The 18,946-nt window shown below is 40.7% G+C and carries 17 protein-coding genes; 4 read left to right on the top strand and 13 right to left on the bottom strand.

Going from position 1 to position 18,946, the window contains the following annotated elements; translation table 11 throughout:
• Positions 1 to 62: 62 nt before the first annotated feature.
• Complete coding sequence (locus NQT65_RS09705; protein ID WP_126008892.1) at positions 63 to 1,598, bottom strand: GGDEF domain-containing protein; 1,536 nt, start codon at positions 1,596 to 1,598, stop codon at positions 63 to 65.
• Positions 1,599 to 1,801: 203 nt separating this feature from the next.
• Here NQT65_RS09705 and NQT65_RS09700 point away from each other — a divergent pair, with 203 nt between their 5' ends.
• The 3 genes from NQT65_RS09700 to NQT65_RS09690 all read left to right on the top strand — a co-directional run bounded on the left by NQT65_RS09700 (position 1,802) and on the right by NQT65_RS09690 (position 7,394).
• Positions 1,802 to 3,592, top strand: coding sequence for a M61 family metallopeptidase (locus NQT65_RS09700; RefSeq protein ID WP_256851069.1), 1,791 nt, complete (start codon positions 1,802 to 1,804; stop codon positions 3,590 to 3,592).
• Between the two features lie 143 nt (positions 3,593 to 3,735).
• Entirely contained in the window at positions 3,736 to 5,808 is a 2,073-nt protein-coding gene (locus tag NQT65_RS09695; protein ID WP_256851068.1) for a sensor domain-containing protein, read from the top strand.
• Positions 5,809 to 6,122: 314 nt separating this feature from the next.
• Positions 6,123 to 7,394, top strand: a complete 1,272-nt coding sequence (locus tag NQT65_RS09690) for an O-acetylhomoserine aminocarboxypropyltransferase/cysteine synthase family protein (RefSeq protein ID WP_256851067.1) — start codon at positions 6,123 to 6,125, stop codon at positions 7,392 to 7,394.
• An 8-nt stretch (positions 7,395 to 7,402) separates the two neighbouring features.
• Here the strand turns inward: NQT65_RS09690 and NQT65_RS09685 are convergent, their stop codons facing one another.
• The 11 genes from NQT65_RS09685 to hisG all read right to left on the bottom strand — a co-directional run bounded on the left by NQT65_RS09685 (position 7,403) and on the right by hisG (position 16,161).
• A complete protein-coding gene (locus tag NQT65_RS09685) occupies positions 7,403 to 8,209 on the bottom strand; it encodes a glycosyltransferase family 25 protein (RefSeq protein WP_256851066.1) in 807 nt (268 codons plus the stop codon).
• A 63-nt stretch (positions 8,210 to 8,272) separates the two neighbouring features.
• Entirely contained in the window at positions 8,273 to 8,458 is a 186-nt protein-coding gene (locus NQT65_RS09680; protein WP_024031736.1) for a DUF1289 domain-containing protein, read from the bottom strand.
• Positions 8,459 to 8,953, bottom strand: coding sequence for a lipoprotein (locus NQT65_RS09675; protein WP_256851065.1), 495 nt, complete (start codon positions 8,951 to 8,953; stop codon positions 8,459 to 8,461).
• 123 nt (positions 8,954 to 9,076) lie between these two features.
• Positions 9,077 to 9,691 carry a bifunctional phosphoribosyl-AMP cyclohydrolase/phosphoribosyl-ATP diphosphatase HisIE gene (gene hisIE, locus NQT65_RS09670; RefSeq protein WP_256851064.1) on the bottom strand — a complete coding sequence of 205 codons (615 nt, stop codon included), beginning with the start codon at positions 9,689 to 9,691 and terminating at the stop codon, positions 9,077 to 9,079.
• The gene (gene hisF, locus NQT65_RS09665; protein ID WP_006793443.1) at positions 9,682 to 10,461 is read right to left on the bottom strand and encodes an imidazole glycerol phosphate synthase subunit HisF; all 780 of its coding nucleotides are present in this window, start codon (positions 10,459 to 10,461) and stop codon (positions 9,682 to 9,684) included. Before hisF ends, hisIE begins: the two co-directional genes overlap by 10 nt.
• On the bottom strand, positions 10,443 to 11,177 hold the full coding sequence (locus NQT65_RS09660) for a 1-(5-phosphoribosyl)-5-[(5-phosphoribosylamino)methylideneamino] imidazole-4-carboxamide isomerase (protein WP_004586383.1): 735 nt from the start codon (positions 11,175 to 11,177) through the stop codon (positions 10,443 to 10,445). Before NQT65_RS09660 ends, hisF begins: the two co-directional genes overlap by 19 nt.
• Positions 11,178 to 11,210: 33 nt before the next feature.
• Positions 11,211 to 11,801 carry an imidazole glycerol phosphate synthase subunit HisH gene (gene hisH / locus NQT65_RS09655; RefSeq protein WP_256851063.1) on the bottom strand — a complete coding sequence of 197 codons (591 nt, stop codon included), beginning with the start codon at positions 11,799 to 11,801 and terminating at the stop codon, positions 11,211 to 11,213.
• On the bottom strand, positions 11,798 to 12,859 hold the full coding sequence (gene hisB, locus NQT65_RS09650; protein WP_256846254.1) for a bifunctional histidinol-phosphatase/imidazoleglycerol-phosphate dehydratase HisB: 1,062 nt from the start codon (positions 12,857 to 12,859) through the stop codon (positions 11,798 to 11,800). Before hisB ends, hisH begins: the two co-directional genes overlap by 4 nt.
• Entirely contained in the window at positions 12,856 to 13,965 is a 1,110-nt protein-coding gene (gene hisC / locus NQT65_RS09645; protein WP_055254149.1) for a histidinol-phosphate transaminase, read from the bottom strand. Before hisC ends, hisB begins: the two co-directional genes overlap by 4 nt.
• Complete coding sequence (gene hisD / locus NQT65_RS09640) at positions 13,955 to 15,256, bottom strand: histidinol dehydrogenase (RefSeq protein ID WP_256851062.1); 1,302 nt, start codon at positions 15,254 to 15,256, stop codon at positions 13,955 to 13,957. Before hisD ends, hisC begins: the two co-directional genes overlap by 11 nt.
• A gap of 5 nt (positions 15,257 to 15,261) precedes the next feature.
• Positions 15,262 to 16,161: an ATP phosphoribosyltransferase gene (hisG, locus tag NQT65_RS09635; RefSeq protein ID WP_256851061.1), complete on the bottom strand. Its 900-nt coding sequence runs from the start codon at positions 16,159 to 16,161 to the stop codon at positions 15,262 to 15,264.
• A gap of 435 nt (positions 16,162 to 16,596) precedes the next feature.
• On the opposite strand from hisG, the gene NQT65_RS09630 reads away from it, so the two are divergent.
• Positions 16,597 to 16,845 (top strand): hypothetical protein, encoded by a 249-nt coding sequence (locus NQT65_RS09630; RefSeq protein WP_004586377.1) that lies wholly within the window; start codon positions 16,597 to 16,599, stop codon positions 16,843 to 16,845.
• A 58-nt stretch (positions 16,846 to 16,903) separates the two neighbouring features.
• Here NQT65_RS09630 and NQT65_RS09625 read toward each other — a convergent pair whose 3' ends face one another.
• Positions 16,904 to 18,841 carry a cytochrome c/FTR1 family iron permease gene (locus NQT65_RS09625; RefSeq protein WP_256851060.1) on the bottom strand — a complete coding sequence of 646 codons (1,938 nt, stop codon included), beginning with the start codon at positions 18,839 to 18,841 and terminating at the stop codon, positions 16,904 to 16,906.
• Positions 18,842 to 18,946: the final 105 nt, after the last annotated feature.

The following is an 18,946-nucleotide window of genomic DNA, read 5'->3' as shown; positions in this document are numbered from 1 at the left end:
CTTAAAATGTAAAAACTGCATGTCATCTACTTTAGCACTCAAACTAATTGAGAATTATGACATTATTTACTCATACAAAGGCGATCCCGACCCGTTTTCTTTGCTTCATAAAGGGCGTCATCTGCTCTGTCGAATGCTTTGAGCGGTGTATCGCCTTTTTTAAATTGTGTAGCGCCTAACGAAATGGTGATTTCTATTTCTTTTTCTCTAAATTTAAAAGGGATATTCTTAATCACTTTTCTTAGTTTTTCAAGCGGCTGCGCTGCGTTTAACAACGAAAGCCCAGGCATAAGTAGTACAAATTCTTCTCCGCCGTAGCGGGCTATAAAATCAGACTGCCTCACTGATCTTTGCAGCGCCTTTGCAATAACTTGTAAGGTTATATCGCCTGCAGTATGACCAAATCTATCATTAATTGACTTAAAGTGATCCACATCAATAACCACTAGGGTAACATCCGAGGCTTGGACATTAAATAAGTGAAGCTCGTGATTGTAACGTTCATCAAAAGCCGCTCTATTAGGAAGTTTTGTAAGGCTGTCTAGTAAACTTTTAAAGCGTTGCTCGTTTAGGCGTTTTTTATATTTGGTTAGTTTGCCTTCTAAGCTGCCAATTCTCTGGTTAATTTCATCAAAACTGGCAATCAGCGTTTCGCGGTCTTTTCTTTCTAGCTGCTCTTTAGCTATAAAGTCTTGGCTGAGAGATTTTAGCTCGTTATCAACTAATTCTTTTAAAGAGGAAATAGACGTAGCAGATTGGGTTTGCTCGTTTAAATGTTTTATTTTTCCTTCAATACGTTTATTTAGTGTATCGAACTCTTCGCCCATTGACTTAGAGTGCTGGCTGGTAGATACAATTGATGAGTGCAACTCTTCTAATGTTTGGTTAAGCGAGACTAAAAAGCTTTGTGCCGATTGGCGCTCTTTACTGATATTTTTGACCACGACGCTTATTATATTTAAAGCAGCTTGCAACAGGGCTTCTACATTATCGTTTTCGGTAATTGTATTTTTAATTTGTTTAATTTGTTCAGTCGATTCATCCTCTAATACCAGCTCATTTGCAAGCTCTAACAGCTTTTTAGCCATACGAGGAGAAGCATTAGTGCTTGTTTCATCCGTGGTTGAAAGCTTGCTATGCAAAGCATGGTGATAAAAGTTAATAAGCTGATTTAATATCGGGATGTAGTCGTGCGTAGACTGTACATTATTAATTTCGTGGTCGAGTAAATGTCTTAAGGTGCGGCGGGTATCATCTGGTAAGCCCTTGGTTTTTTGTAAAAGCTTACCGGCTGTTTGTACGCTCGAAAACAGCTCTCGCTGATGGGCTGTTTGTAACGCCTCTTGGTTTTGCAGTAACAATAAAATGTCATCTATTAAAGGGGATAATATTTCAAACCCGACACCTTTATTTAGCGAACTTCTAAATTTGGCGAGTTTATTATCAAGCTCAATATCAAGCCCTTTACAGCTTAAAGACAATTTTGCAGTTAGATTTGATAAAGTATCAACTTGGAGCTTACGCGCATTTTCAATGGCTATCCTTGCTTCAATTGCTTGCTTTAACTTTTTATCTACAGCGTTAGAGTTTTCAGACACCTAAGCATACCGCCATCGTATTAATTACATTACCTTCAGTTTACAACAAAATCATATTAAGTGTAGTTATCTAATTAAAAACTTAGCATTTTTACTTAGACCCTGCATGTAAACTGAGCTATTAGGTTGTTTGTCGTTTTTAATTCACTTTTAATTTATGCCTTGTTAGGCTTATTTCAAATAATAAGTAACTTTGAGTCATTATGAAAAAGCGTTTTGTCCTGTCAATGTTAGCGGCCTGTTGTGCAGCCCCTGCTTTAGCCGATGTAAATTATTCTTTAAGTATTACACAGCCACAACATCATTTAGGTAATGTAAGTGTAGAGTTTCCAAAGTCGGCGCAATCGCATATCGATGTTAAATTGCCTGCATGGCGCACTGGTCGCTACGAAATATTAAATTTAGCCAATGGGGTACGTTACTTTGCGGCCACAGACGACAATGGCAATGCATTAAAATGGGAAAAAATTAATCACAGCACATGGCGAGTGCATTTAGCTGAGCCAACACACGTGAATATTGATTACCAAGTATATGCAAACGAGTTAGGTAAACGTGCACGCCATATAGACGATAGCCATGCCTTTATTGATGCATCTGGCTTTTTTATGTTTAGTGAATCATTTCGCCAAGAACCAGTTACCGTAGATTTAAAGGTGCCTAAAGCGTGGCGCTCTGTATCAGGTATGGAAAATGCGAGTAATAAACACAGTTTTAAAGCCGCAGATTACGATGTACTGGTAGACTCACCAATAGAAACAGGAATTAACAAACTTCATAAATTTGAAGTAGATGGCCGCCAATACGAGTTAGTTATATGGGGCGAAGGCAACTACGATGAGCAACTAATGCTTACTGATTTAAAAAAATTAGTGACCACAGGTAATGTTATTTGGGATAGCTACCCGTATGAGCGTTATGTATTTATGGTGCATGCTACATCGGGTGCTGGCGGGGCAACTGAGCATTTAAACTCAACCATTATACAGCGCCCACGGAATCGTTTTGGTAGCCGCGAGGACTATTTAGGCTTTATAAGTACCGCCGCGCATGAATTTATTCATACCTGGAATGTAAAAGCTTACCGCCCTAAAGGGCTGGCGCCTTATGATTACACCAACATGAACTACTCAAATTTATTATGGATTTCGGAAGGTTCTACTAGCTACTTTGAAGATCATCTATTAGTGCGCTCAGGCATAGAAACCACCGATGAGTTTTTTAAAGTGATGAGTAAAACGATTAATCGCCATTTACAAACACCAGGTCGAGAAGTACAAAGTGCCAGCGAAACAAGCTTTGATAAATGGATAAACCAAGGTGGCGACCACGCGCGTAATTACAGCACCAATATATATTTAGAAGGCTCATTGCTTTCTATGTTGCTAGATATACATTTATTAGAAACAACCCAGGCAAAAGTTAACTACCGCCAAGTACACAACGCTTTATACAACAAGCACACGTTACCACAAGGGTTTACTGAGCAAGATGTTCTGGCAATATTAAAAGAGCTAACAGGTGAAGACTACACAACGTGGTGGCACGATAACGTGAGTACCCCAGCTAACATAGATTTTGATACTTTATTAGGTAAAGTTGGCTTAAAGCTTACTCGTCCTGAGAGCGCTAAGCCATTAGCAAGCATTGATGCCACTGCAAAAAATAGCGGTGAGTTATTAACACTTACCCACGTTCGCAGGGGCGGAGCAGCATGGCAAGCGGGCCTCACAACAGACGATAAAATTGTGGCGGTTAACAAGCAGCATGTTGGAAAAGATTTAAAATCGAGCTTAGAAGTATTTAAAGCGGGTGAAAAAGTCACTATCGATTTTATTCGTCGCGATGCACTTCAATCGACAACCCTCGTTTTATCGCAAGATTATGATAAACCTAAAAAGGTGGTTGCTGATAAAAATGCAACTTTATCTCAACGCGCCTTATTTAAAGCATGGATGGGGGTAGAGCACCCCATTAATGTGCAAGCTGATTAACATAATAGCGTTTTATTAAAGGAGCTTTTGCTCCTTTTTTTATATCTTATGCAAAGGTATATCACTTAAAAACCAACCTAAAAGTGCTAATTTTAAGAGTACGTCCTATTATTGTGTTAATAACGACTCTAGGTTGCGTATAAATGAAGTCATTAAAAACCACTCAAATCCTCTCACATCAATTTGTGCTTAACGATCCGCTGCATCAGTTATTTGATGCGATACACAGTATTTCTGTGCAAGGATACGATGAGCAGCGCCGCGTTATTTATTGGAATAAAGGCAGTGAGCTGCTTTATGGCTATACAAAAGAGTACGCAACCGGAAAAAAACTAGAAGAATTAATTATTCCGCCCCCAATGCAAGATGCGGTTATAGATGCTCATCGTGAGTGGCTCATAAACGATATCGAAATCCCCGCGGCTGAGCTTACATTACAGCATCAAAATGGCAGCAATGTTACTGTGTTTTCAAGCCATGTTATGTTTACAAATCAGCATGGGGTAAAACAGATGTACTGCATCGACCTAGACTTGAGCGATGTAAAACAAGCACAAGCGCAAGCTATGGATAAACAGCAGATGCTCGAAAAAGTATTTGAAGCCATTCCTGATTTGTACTTTTTACTCAAACCGGATGGCACCATAGTTGATTACCATGCAAATGATTTGAGCGACTTACATTTACAGCCTGAGCAATTTTTAAATAAATCGATGTTTAGCGTATTGCCCTATACTGTAGCCAAAATGTTTAAAGACAATATTCAAGAGCTGTTAATTAACAAAGGTAATGTATGCTTTGAATACGAACTTTTAGTACCCAAAGGCGTTTTGTATTTCGAAGCGCGAGTGAGTTATTTACATCATTCAGACCAAGTAATGCTGATAATTCGCGACATAACAGAGCAGCATGAGTCAAACAAACTTATACGTAAACAAGCCTATTACGATAGCTTAACGCTACTCCCTAATCGTTTTTATTCTTTAAAACGACTTACTCAGCTGATTAGCACTGCGAGCGAAAAAAATACTTTAGCCGCTGTTATTTTTATCGACTTAGATGACTTTAAAAAAGTAAACGACACACTCGGGCATGAAATTGGCGATTCATTACTTATCAGCGCCGCTAATAAACTGAGCCAAATAGTTAATGAAAACGCGACCGTAGGCAGGTTAGGGGGCGATGAATTTATTATTCTACAATCAGAGCTACACAGTAAAAAACAGCTAGATGCGATTGTTACACGCTTACTTAAAAGCTTTAGAACCCCCTTTGAAATAGATGGCCGCGAATTGTTATTAACGTTAAGTATTGGCGTGGCTTTGTACCCCGATAATGGGGTAACAGCCTCTGATTTATTACGCCATGCAGACACAGCAATGTACCAAGCAAAAGCGCTTGGCAGAAACACCTACGCCTGCTTTACCAGCGAAATGAATACCGCCATAAAAAGGCGGTTAGCAATAGAAGAGCAGATGCATGTTGCTCTTGAAAAAAACGAATTTGAATTGTATTTCCAACCTAAATGCGATGCTAAAACACTTAAAATAATTGGGGCTGAGGCGCTATTACGCTGGAACAATAGTGTGCTTGGTAAGGTTATGCCCGATGAGTTTATTCCGTTAGCAGAGCAAACAGGTTTAATTATTCCTATTGGAAAGTTTGTTATTGAGCAGGCATTAGCATTTTTAACGCAGTGGCAGGCAAGCTCTCAACAAAACTACAGCATGGCAATTAATTTATCACCAAGCCAATTTAGAGATTCAGAGCTGCTAAGTTTTATAGCAAGCACGTTAGAAAAAACCGGAGTAAGTGCTAAAAATGTCGAGCTTGAAATAACCGAAGGCGTGTTAATGAGCGTACAAACCAATATTACAGAATCGTTGCATGCACTTAATAAGCTCGGTATTAAACTATCTATGGATGACTTTGGCACAGGCTACTCATCGCTTAGCTATTTAAGGCAATATCCGTTTGAAGTATTAAAAATAGATCGCAGCTTTATTTGTGGTATTACCGAAAACCAAGAAGACTACAGCTTAGTTAAAGCCACAATTGCAATGTCGCATAGCTTAGGCTTAAGTGTGGTAGCTGAAGGCGTAGAAACATCAGCACAACAAAAATTATTAGCCGAGCTAAATTGCGATTTGATTCAAGGTTACTACTTTAGTAAACCGCTGCCTGCATTACAGTTACTTGATTTTAAAGCGTTATAAGTACATTTATTATAAGTGTTAACCTAAAACCCATTGAGCTTTAAATAGCGTAAATTGAACCGTCAACCGCATTTAGTATTTAAACCCTTTAGCCAAATAACGCTACACATTAATATGATAGGCTTTACTGCTACTGCTTTGGTATTTTGATAAAACAAAACCTATGCAGTGAAATAAAACACCCTCTAGATTGAGTAAAACTCATCCCGCAAACTTTAATACCCCTGACACTCATAATTCATTAATTTAATTCATGTGCATTTTATAAGCTAATAATGCTAGGTTTAATCATCACAATATTGAAGGAAATAATTATGAAACTAGAGTCATTAGCACTGCACCATGGTTACGAGTCTGAAGAAACCACAAAATCAGCAGCAGTGCCTATTTATAATACCTCATCATACACGTTTGATAACACGCAGCATGGCGCTGATTTATTCGACTTAAAAGTACCAGGCAATATTTATACCCGCATAATGAACCCAACCAATGCCGTGCTTGAACAGCGTATAGCTGCAATGGAAGGGGGCATTGGCGCGCTAGCGGTAGCGTCGGGCATGGCAGCTATTACCTATGCTATTCAATGCTTGTGTGAAGTAGGCACTAATATTGTGAGCACCAGCCAAGTATATGGCGGTACATATAACTTATTTGCTCATACGTTACCGCGCCAAGGTATTGAAGCACGCATGATTAAAGCTGATGATTTTAGCGCCTTTGAAGACGCGATTGATGATAATACCCGCGCAGTATTTTGTGAGTCCATTGGTAACCCCGCAGGTAATATTGTCGATATTGAGCGTTTAGCTAACATTGCTCATAGTAAAGGGGTGCCACTTATTGTTGATAATACTGTGGCTACACCTTATTTATGCCGCCCATTTGAGTTAGGTGCCGATATAGTGGTTCATTCACTGACAAAGTATATAAACGGACACGGTACAGCTATTGGCGGTATGATTGTTGATTCAGGTAAATTTGATTGGAAAGCCAATGCCACACGCTTTGCAATGATGAATGAGCCCGATCCGTCGTATCACAATGTGGTCTATACCGATGCCTTTGCAGAAGCAGCCTTTATTGGTCGTTGTAGAGTCGTGCCACTTAGAAATACCGGTGCAGCACTTGCGCCTAAAAACGCATCAGACATTTTAATTGGCCTAGAAACCTTAGGCTTACGAATGGATCGCCACTGCGAAAACGCGCAGCAACTGGCTGAATATTTAGAAAATCACCCTAAAGTACTTTGGGTTAACTACGCTGGTTTAACATCAAGCCCATATAATGCAATGAGCCAAAAAATCACCAGTGGTAAAGCCTCAGGCATTTTAAGTTTTGGTATCGCAGGCGGCCTTGAAGCAGGCACGCGCTTTATTGATGCGCTTAATATGATCTTGCGTTTAGTTAATATTGGCGATGCTAAATCGCTGGCTTGTCATCCTGCGTCAACTACACACCGCCAATTAAATGATGAAGAGCTTGCAAGCGCAGGTGTGAGCCGCGATTTAATTCGCCTATCAGTCGGTATTGAAAACATTGCCGATATTATGGCCGATGTAAGCCAAGCGCTCGATAAAGCATAGTTATAAAATTAAGAACCTTGCGTGAGTAAAGAAGGTGCTTTTGTAGCGCCTTTTTTATTAGGTTTAATTTGCTTGGTTTGTTTTATAAATGCATTTGTATAAAGTTTATTTAAAACGCCGCTGTGTAATTGTTGAAACTTACGTTTAAAAAAAGCTTTTTTAACCTTGGTTTTAGTAGCGCAACTTGCAATATCGCTCTGTATGTCTGTATTTTGCGAAACAGGGTATGGCATAAGCGAAAAACCATTTACGTGGGTTTCCCAAATATGTTGTAAGTCGCAATCTACAGGGCGGCCAAATTGGGCTGTGGCTTTAAGTAATTGCTTAGCCCCTTCATAGCTTATTGCCGTAGCACAACAGCCGGTCATTAGCTTTTTATGTATGACTAATTGCTGGTGGTTATTTAGGTTTTGCTGATAGGCAATAGGGCGAGTGCGGTTTTCATAAGCGGCGAGTTTAATAAGCTGCCAGGGCTGCTGTAGCTGCTCAATATTTTTTATCGCATTATGAATGCTCTCATCAATATAAAAGTCATCCTCGAGCACAATCGCGTAATCTAGTTTTTTATCAACTATTTTTTGCCATGCTTTACGGTGGCTTAAATAGCAGCCAATTTGACCATTGCTTAGCGGATAGTGATACTGCTGTTTATTCAATTGCGGGCTGTAATGTAGGAACTTTTGTTGTGTACTTAATTGTGCGCCATCTACGGCATCAATCCGTTCAAATGACAAGTTAACACGTGCCAGTTGCGTTTGAGTATTTGCGAGTCGCTGCGCGGAGCGCGCTAAGTTTATTACAAATAATGCTGCCATGATGTTCACCCCCTACCGTTTTTAGCAATACTAAAGGGGGGCTGTTACACGCAAGTGGCAAATTTATGGCTTTTTTAAGTCAGCTCGCGGCTGCGCTAAAATGGCGTTTTTTTCTTCTTGGCTGAGGATGATCCAATCAAATATTTCTTCATTAGTTCGCCCGCAGCCAGTGCAATAACCGCTGCGGCGCTCACATATGCCTAAACAGTCTGTTTTTAACTTCGTGTTTGAGTGTGTGGGTTTTTGCATTTAATTTCCTAGCGGTGGAGCAATTTCAAAACGGGTAATATAGCGCGTTCTGCTTTGAGAGGTAAATAAGGTGATAACTGGGTGAGCTTCATCCAAAACAAAGTTACTACTCATTGAGGTTGCTGACTCTTTCGTATTTTCGTACCAGCCTTGTGACGCTACACATTGACGTATTTTATCCACTGTTTGTATATGTAGATTTGTGGCATGGGCTTGTTTGTTTTCACTCGTGCATTGATAACTAAACTGCTTATTATGTTGAGTAATGGTGCAGGTATTGCCTATAAAATGAGTATTAGCATGCCACTGGCTTATAAAATCATTTCCCACTTTATTTGCTTTTACTGCATTAAAGCCGTTAGTGTGCGCATTAAGTAATGTGTTTAGTGGGCTACATGCGTTTTGCGTTTTTACTATTTTAGGCGCAGGGGCTTTTTGGCTTACACAGCCTGTTAGTACCAATAAGGATAAGGCTGTGATAATTGATTTATTCATAAGCAACGCTAAAAGAATTCGATAAGCTGCACCATACGCAACCTATGTAAAAAAATAAATACCATAACGTAAAAAGGCCCATAAAATATGGGCCTGTAAATGCGCTAAAATAAAGCAGCTGTATTATTTATGGCGACCTTGCAAGCATTTTACAACGTCTTCTAGGGCTAAGCCTTGGCGTTGTAGTAATACGGTAAGGTGGTAAATTAAATCAGCCGATTCGTTAGTAAGCTCATCGTTATCGTGTTTCATTGCAGCAAGCGCTACTTCTACGCCTTCTTCACCTACTTTTTGACAGCTACGGCTTAAGCCTTTAGCAAACAATGAAGCGGTGTAGCTTTTTGATGGGTCGTCGTTTTTACGCTCAACAATCACATCTTCTAATTGCGCTAAAAAGCTTAGGCTAGGTTTAGCGTCTTCACCAAAGCAGCTTTGTGTGCCTAAGTGACATGTTGGGCCTTCTGGATTAGCCAGTACTAAAATTGAGTCGTAGTCACAATCGGTATGCACCGATACTACGTTTAAGTAGTTTTCTGATGACTCACCTTTGGTCCATAAACGTGACTTTGAACGCGAGTAAAAGGTTACCTTGTTACTTTCAAGCGTCACCTTTAGTGCTTCGCTGTTCATATAGCCTTGCATTAAAATAACACCAGAGCGAGCATCTTGAACAATCGCAGGGATCATTTCGCTTTTAGCAAAATCTACTTGAGTTTGGTTTTGTTGTGTTACTTGCATAGTCTTGCTGCCACTTGGTTATCAGTTAAAAATTGTTTTAATTCGCCAATGTTAATCACATTTTTGTGAAAAACGCTTGCTGCCAATGCGCCATCGACTTCGCTTTGTTTAAATACATCAACAAAGTCTTGCATACTGCCTGCACCGCCTGATGCGATTAAAGGAATATTACATAATGCGCGCATTTTACTTAGCTGCTCATTGTCGTAACCGTTTCGTACGCCATCTTGGTTCATACAGTTTAAAACAATTTCACCTGCGCCTAAGTCTTGTACGCGTTTAACCCATTCCTCGGTTTTGTAACGTGTACGGCTTGATGCATTAGGATCGCCGGTTAATTGATACACTAAGTATTCGCCGGTCACTTCATCGTAAAAGCTATCAATACCTACAACAACACATTGCTTACCAAATTCATCGTGTAGCTCTTTTATAAGCTCAGGGCGGGCAATAGCAGGGCTGTTAATACTTATTTTATCAGCGCCACGCTCTAATACACGTGCTGCATCGGCTACTGATTTAATACCCCCAGCCACACAAAATGGAATATCGATGTGGCGGGCAATGCTCTCTACCCAATTTACATCAAGTAGGCGTTTTTCAACGCTTGCGCTGATTTCGTAAAAAACCAGTTCATCGGCGCCGGCATCGCTGTAGGCTTTTGCCATTGTTAAAATATCGCCCACTATTTCGTGGCCTTTAAATTTAACGCCTTTTACTACTTGGCCGTCTTTTACATCTAAACACGGGATTATGCGTTTTGATAACATGCCAACGCCTCCTCAACACTAAATGCGCCATCAAGTAGTGACTTACCTAAAATAACACCACCTACGCCCAGCTCTTTAAGCTTTTTAATGTCATCAAGTGAGCTCACGCCACCCGAAGCTTGTACTTTAATGCTGCTGTTATGGCGAGTTAAATCTTCGTAAAGCTCAAACGATGGGCCAGTCATGGTGCCATCTTTACTGATGTCCGTACATAAAAAGTCAATAACGCCCAAGCTTACATAAAAATCTACAAGCTCAAGTAAACCAAACTCAGATTCACTTAACCAACCGTGCGTAGCAGGTGCCCAGCCCGTGGCTGTTTTATTTACATCAAGGGCAATAACAAAGTGCTCGGCGCCAAATTGTTCAATCCAGGCTTTTACTTGCTCGCGTTTTTCTACCGCCATAGAACCAATAACAACTTGGTTAGCGCCGGCTTTTAGCCAATCGCTTACATCTTGCTCTGAGCGAATGCCGCCGCCCACTTGATACGGTACGTTAAGCGCTTTCGTTGCAGCTTGAATATGTTGCCACTGTTTTTTACTTGGATCGCGTGCGCCTTCTAAATCTACAAGGTGCAATTTACCTGCGCCGCTGTCGGCGTATTCTTTTAAACGTGCGCCAAGCTCAAAAGGGTAAAACTGAGCGGTGTCGTACTTACCTTGGTATAAACGAACAATTTGATTTTGTAATACGTCTAATGCTGGAATAATCACAAATAATCTCTTTATTGTTGGTTAATGGGCCGTTTATAACTGCCAATCAACAAAATTTTGTAATAAACGTGTGCCTACTTTTGCACTGCGCTCTGGGTGAAATTGCATGCCAGCGTAGTTGTCTTTTGCAACAATGGCTGAAAAGGTTTGGCCGTACTGGCCGCTTACAAGTGTTGCATCGTTTACGGTGTGCGAAAAGCTATGTACAAAGTACACTTGCTCGTCTTGTGTTAAGCCTTTGGTGAGTGCATGCTCTTTATTTACGCTTAAGTTATTCCAACCCATATGCGGCGATGTTAAATTGCCAACATCAAGGGCTTTTACTTGGCCTGGTATTTTACCTAAGCATTGTACGTTACCTTCTTCGGTGCTTTCGCACAGTAACTGCATACCTAAGCAAATTCCCATAAGTGGGCGCTGGTATTCGTTTATAGCTTGTTGCCAGCCGTTATCTACAAGGCGTTTCATGGCAACAGATGCATGTCCCACGCCTGGTAATATTGCACGCTCAAAACCAGCTAATTGCTCTGGTGAGGTAATGACTGTTGGCGTTTGACCTAAGCGTTCAAAGGCAAAACGAACTGAATTTATATTGGCACACCCGGTATTAATTATGGCAATCATAAACATCCCTTAGAGCTGGCTGTTTGTTGGGTTGTGTCTTGCGCTACTGCCATACGAAGGGCACGTGAAAACGCTTTAAATAAGCCTTCTACTTGGTGATGACAATTACCGTCGCTTACCGATAAAATAAGGCTAATAGCGGCATTATCGCTTAAGCTTTTGAAAAAGTGCTCAACCATTTGTACGTCTAAATCGCCGGCTTTTTCGCGGCTAAAGTTAGCGTTTAATACAAATGAAGCGCGGCCCGATAAATCAATTTGTGCCTCTGCTTTACACTCATCCATTGGCAGCGCAAAACCATAGCGCGCTATTTGCGATTTAGTACCCAGCGCTTGTTTAAGCGCAACACCTAGGGCAATACCAATGTCTTCAACAAGGTGGTGCTCATCTATGTGTAAATCGCCTTTCGCTTTAATATTTAAACCAATGTTGGCGTGGGTGCGAATTTGATCAAGCATATGATCAAAAAAGCCAAGGCCTGTTTCAATGCTACCGTTTTTAGTTTGATCTAGGTTTATGGCTACATCAATTTGGGTTTCTTTGGTGTTACGCGTAACACGGCCTTCGCGATTGGCAGTTGTAAGCTTTGTAACAATGGCAGGCCAGCTGCCATCATACAAAATGCCTTCACAACATAAGTTTTTAGCAAGGCCAATATCGGTTTGGCGATCGCCAATTACATATGAACGTGCTAAATCAACTTTGCCTGAGCGCATAAGCTCAGTTAATAAACCTGTTTTAGGTTTACGGCAATCACAGTTTTGCTCGTCAAAGTGTGGACAAATTAATACCTCGTCAAAGCTAATGCCTTGGCTTTGCAGTATGTCCATCATTTTATCTTGTGCTATATCAAAGTCAGCAGTCGGGAAGCTGTCTGTGCCTAAGCCATCTTGGTTAGATACCATTACTAAGCGGTACCCTGCGGCTTGTAATTGTAATAAAGCCGGGATAACACCAGGTAAAAACGCTAATTTTTCTAGGCTGTCTACCTGTTTGTCGGTGATTGGCTCTTCAATTATGGTGCCGTCACGGTCAATAAATAAATAGGGGTTACTCATGATACTTCTTGTCCTGATAAAAGAGGTGAGGTTGCTGGCTTATCAAGGCCATCTAACCAAATTTTTACTTGCTCAAGTTCTTGCTCATTACCAATGGAGATACGTAGCCAATCGTCTTCACCGTATAGGGTAAACGCGCGCATCACTAAACCTTGTTCAAGTGCTACTTTAAAGTAGTTTTTGTCGGCTAATTTTAAGGTAACAAAGTTACCTTCACCAGTGAGAATTTTTAATGCAGCTGGGGATGCGTTTAACCACTGTACAAGTTTAGCTTTTAAACTATTTAAAATAGTCACTTGTCGGCGCATTGATGTAATTGCATCAGGCGCTATGGCTTGTGCTGCAATACTTGCTACCACACCCGATACCGGATACGGCGCAATCACTTTACGAATAGGTGCAAGTACACTTTCTTGTGCAAGTGTGAAACCGGTTCTTAACCCTGCAAGCGCAAACGCTTTAGACAAAGTGCGCAGTACCACTACATTACTATATTCGTTAATCAGCGCTGTAGCACTTTGCTCAGGGCAAAACTCAATATAGGCTTCATCAACAATAACTAAGGCTTTACCGGCAAGCGCTGTTGCAATTGCTTTTACTTTTTCAAGGGGGGTTATGCTACCGGTTGGGTTATTTGGATTACAAATAAACACCAATTTTGAGCTGCCCACTGCCTCAACTATTTCATCAACACTGCCATCAAGTAATAACGCTTGGGTTAGTCCATTGATTGCAACGTTGTGCGTATCAGCGGTTACTTTGTACATACCGTAAGTTGGCAAAAATAACGCAATGCTGTCTTTTGCAGGTTCGCAGTAGGTACGTACTAAAAGCTCAATGCCTTCATCGGCGCCGCGCGTCATTAATACGTTTTCGCTTTCAAGCTCTGCATACGCAGCATAGCGGTCAATAACCAATTGCGGCTGTGGATCTGGGTAGCGATTTAAATCTTCAATACTCAGCTCAATATTTTTAGCGTACGGGCTTTCATTGGCATTTAACCACGTTGACCCTGTTAGCTTTTCACTTTTAGCAGAGCTATAGGCAGCAAGAGCTGCAATATTTTGTGGTAATAAGCTAGTCGCTTGTGCGCTCTCATTGCTCATTTTTAATTGCCTCTAAACGAATTGAAACCGCATTTGCATGTGCATCAAGGCCTTCTGCATCTGCTAGTGGCAAAATAGCTTTTGATAACTGTGTTAAGCCACTTTTACTTATAGTTTGTACTGTGTAAGTGCGGAAAAAATCAAGCAAGTTTAAGCTTGAATAGGTTGCACTGTAACCGTAGGTAGGTAACACGTGGTTAGTACCCGATGCGTAATCGCCCGCTGATTCTGGCGTGTAGTCGCCAACAAATACCGAGCCTGCATTTTTTACTTTATCTAAGTAAGGTGTTGAATCTGCTAATTGCAAAATTAAGTGCTCAGGGCCATATTGCGCTGATACGTTAAATGCTTGCTCAACAGAGTCGACTAAAATAAGTGAAGAATTAGCCAGAGCTTGCTCGGCTGTCTCTTTGCGGCTTAAGTTAGCAAGCTGGCGTGTAAGTGCCTGCTGTGTTTGCTCAATGATACTTTCGCTGTTACACAATAAAATAACTTGCGAGTCTGCGCCGTGCTCAGCTTGCGAGAGTAAATCTGCCGCTATAAATTCTGGGTTTGCACGCTCATCTGCAATCACTAATACTTCAGAGGGGCCTGCTGGCATATCGATTGCCATACCAGGAATCGTTTGCGCAACAAGCTGTTTGGCCATCGTTACAAAGCTATTACCTGGGCCAAAAATTTTGTTCACTTTAGGCACTGATTCAGTGCCATAGGCCATTGCGGCAATTGCACCTGCGCCACCACTTTCAATTAAAGTTGTAATGCCACATAACTTAGCTGCATATAATATCGCAGGGTTAATGCTTTCATCACCTTGCACAGGGGTTGCAAGTACGACGGTTTTAGCACCACTTAATTGTGCAAGTACACCTTGCATAATAACCGATGATGGCAGTGGAGCACTGCCACCAGGTACATAAATACCCACAGCTTCGATGGCCTGATATTTCAGTTCACATTCAACGCCAGGTTGGGTTGATAACTTAATATCTTTAGGCAATTGCGCTTCGTGAAAACGTTTAACGTTTGCATAAGCGGTGTCAATTGCGTATTTAAGCTCTGAGCTTAGTGCTTGCTCTGATGCGTTTATTTCATCAAGCGGTACACGTAAACGAGGGTTAGCTCTATTATCAAACTTTTTAGCCATATCAAGTAAGGCTTTATCGCCTTGCTCTTTCACATCGCTCATAATTGTTTGGCATATAGCTTCAACCTTGGCGCTGGCAGAAACCGCAGGGCGCATTAGCGCCGCTGCTTGTACTTGTGAAGATTCCTCATTCCAACGAAGCATGGTACTTACTCCATCATTTTTTCAATTGGCATTACTAAAATAGAGTTAGCGCCTAGGGCTTTAAGCTGCTCCATTGTTTCCCAAAATAATGTTTCGCTGCTTACCATGTGAAGCGCTACGTACTCTTCGTTACCAGCAAGTGCAAGTAGAGTAGGTTGGCCAGAGCCTGGTAAAATTTCGCAAATTTCAACAAGTTTAGTTTTTGGCGCGTGTAGCATAATGTATTTGCTTTCTTTAGCTTGTTTAACACCACGAAGGCGCGGCATAAGCTTATTGATTAGCGCTAGTTTGTCTTCATCTTGCAGGTCTTTATTTTGAATTAAACACGCGTTTGATTCTAAAATTGTATCACCTTGAATTAATCCGTTCGCTTCAAGCGTTGCACCGGTAGAAACTAAATCACAAATTGCATCTGAAAGACCGGCACGTGGGGCTACTTCTACTGAGCCTGTAAGCATTACAGTACTTGCATTAATGCCTTCGCGTTTTAACCACTGCGTTAAAATTTCTGGGTAGGTTGTTGCAATACGTTTGCCTTCAAACCAGCTTTTATCACGTGGGCCAAGCTCTTGTGGCCATGCAAGTGCAAGGCGGCAGTAACCAAAGTCTAGTTTTGCTAGTTTGCTAACTTCGCTTGGTACACCTTGGCGTTCGCGTTCGGCTTGTACTTCTACTAGTACGTTTTCGCCAACAATACCTAAATCACAAACACCGTCCATTACTAAGCCCGGAATATCGTCATCGCGCACACGAAGTACGTCAATTGGCATATTGGTTGAGTGTGCAATTAAGCGTTGCTCACGTAGGTTTAATTTAACACCTAGTTGCTTTAGTAAATCTTGACAATCTTTAGACAGGCGACCGCCTTTTTGGATGGCGATACGTAGACGATTTGTGTTACTCATTATTCATTTTCCTTTAATTTAAAAACTAAAAACCCCGAGGGGAACCTCAGGGCGAAAATGAATCAATGTGTTTTGAATCGCCAGAGGTTCCTTTTAGGAATAACCTCTCAGCGAAAGACCTGACAGGTTATTCCGGTGAATGGTGGTGATGATGTACTGTTGTCAGGTTTAAGCGCATTTTTGTATCCTATTTTGCCTACCGCTATTTAGTGAGCGTTAAGCTTTAATCTGTTTCAATAAATTTCGCATTCATAAAAACATAAACGGCCTAGCCAAGGCAAGTTTTTTTTTACCAAATTAAAGCATATCTTATAACTGCCGATAATATTGAGAGCTAAACAGTGTTTTTAGTTGTTTTAATGTTTAAATTGTAGGCAAATTGGGCTTTGTTGGTCAATTTATCTAATTTTTAATAAACAGGTTTAGGAGGGGAGTATGGATATAATGATCCCTTTTTTAGGGAAAATTTCACGGTTAGAGCTTGAGCCTAAAAGTACATTTCATATTGCAGGTGTGCAAAATATGCCGCAAGCGCAAAAAATTAAGCTTGAAAATGAAAAAAAACAGACGCTCAACAAAAAAAGATTAGCGCAGGCGCAGGGCAAAAAAAGTGCAAGTGCAGCTAATGAAAAAGCAATCACCGTAGATGATGAAGGGAATAAACATTTAGATACATGGGCATGAGCTAAACCCTTAATAGTAAAAAGCCACGTACAACTTTTTACTATTAAGGATGTGCTTGCTAGCGTTTTTTAGCTTTAATAATGTAAAAGCTAAATATAACAGCTACGGTAAGTTGCGCTATAAAGCCTTGCCACGTAGATTTTAAACCCAGTAGTGCAATATCAAAGTTTATCGGCATTGAACTAATTGCGACTAAATCAGCCTCTTGTAATGCAATGACAGCTTTACCCATTAATACAAAGGCAAGTGCAAATAATAAATACGTTGTATAAGCAAAAAACTTAGCAATAGGTAACTTAATCGAATATTTAACTAACACCCATGCAATAAGCGCTAATAAAACCACACCCAATGCAAAGCCCATCGCAACCGATGAATACTGTGCTTGCGAGCTTTGCGTTAATAACGACTGATAAAATAATACCGTCTCGAACACTTCACGATATACCGCTATAAACGAGAGGCCCGCTAGCCCCCACAGTGTGCCAGACTCTAAACGCCTATTAATATTTTGCTGAATATATGCCTGCCACTGCTGAGCACTGGTTTTACTGTGTATCCATACCCCAACATATAGCAAAATAATAGCTGCAAATAGGGCGCCTATCCCTTCCATTACTTCGCGGCTGGCACCACTTATTTGTATTAATGTTTGCGCTGCCGCCCATGTTAAGCCACCTGCTATGAGGGCCATTACCCAGCCAATATGAACGTATTTAAGCGCATCTTGGCGTTTGGTTTTTATAAGCACCGTCATTAGCGCTATAACAACTAATAGTGCCTCTAGGCCCTCGCGTAGCAAAATAACTAAACTGGCTGATAGCAAGGCGCCATCACTGAGTGTGGTGTCATTAAGTAGGTTGTTTGCTTTTGTTAATTGTGTAAGTACAGCGTTAACTTGCGCACTGACAAGCTCGGTGTTTTTTTCATTTTTGAATGTGTTACGTAAGTTCATCAATTGTACTTCAATGCTTTTACGCAAGCTTTCATCGTATGCATTTAAGTTATTTTCTATCAGCTCAAAACCATCTAAATAGGCACTGATAGCCAGTTCGCTGGCTTTTGCATATTCACCATTAGCATGTGCATTTTGCGCTGCAATAAGTTGCGAGCGTGCAACGCTAAGTGGCTCAGCTTTGTTTTTAAATAAGTGTTCTGGATTACCGCGCAGCCACTTAATAAATTGAACTTGGGCAGGGGATTTATTTTGTGAAAGCTGCGCAGGGTTAAGATTAATGATGTCTGAAGTGCTGATTGTCTGGTTATTGTGTTGCGGCTTAGTTATATCTTGAAAAGCTAAACTGCCTACAAAAAAGGCGAGTGACCAACGTTGTTGCTCATTAAATTGGCTAAAAGCAACCATTGGTGTATCGTCTATGCCATTGGATACAGCTTCATATAATCCCATAATTGTGCGATTTGTGGCTCGCTCTTTATCCGTAAAGTTCGTGGGCTGTGGTGTTAAACCTTTAGCAAGTGGGCCATCACCTTGTCCATTTATGCCATGGCACATAGAGCAGTTTTCTGCAAAAAGTGCCTTTGTTTGTTTTAGTGGTAATAAAGATGTAGGCAAAGAAAGCTGTGGCATAAATTCAAGCAAAGACTCCCTAAGCTTTGAGCTGGCAGCACGAACACTCTGTACGCTTTGTTTATTTATAATTGCGTTATGCAAGGCACCAGCTTGTATTTTTATATGACTGTATTGATTATTAGCACTGCTTAACTGAGTGGCTAGCGTGCTTATTAAATTTGCAAACTCAGACATTTCTTGAAATTCGTCTTTACTGAGTACCTCGCCTTTATGCACCGCCCCAACGTAATCAACCCCTACGTATTCTGCAAGTTGTGATATTTGTTTAATTTTAGCTTGCTCAGCAGGCGTAGAGGCAAAAGAAGAACAACATAAAAAAGTGAGTAAGAACAAAGGAAAGAGAAAAACGTGGCGACGTGTAATGCCATAAAATAACGAAAAAACACTTGTATACTTACTGGACATAATTAGCCCTATAAAAAAATTTAAAATTAAAACTATTTTTATTACGCTTAAAATAAATAAAACCGTGCTAAAAATAATCCCCCATAAATAACTAACCCGCAGTGA

The sequence above is a fragment of the Pseudoalteromonas agarivorans genome (genome assembly GCF_024518735.1).
In the GTDB taxonomy this organism is placed as follows: domain Bacteria; phylum Pseudomonadota; class Gammaproteobacteria; order Enterobacterales; family Alteromonadaceae; genus Pseudoalteromonas; species Pseudoalteromonas atlantica.
The sequence above is the reverse complement of the archived record's forward strand: the minus strand, read 5'-3'. Positions and strand labels throughout refer to the sequence as shown.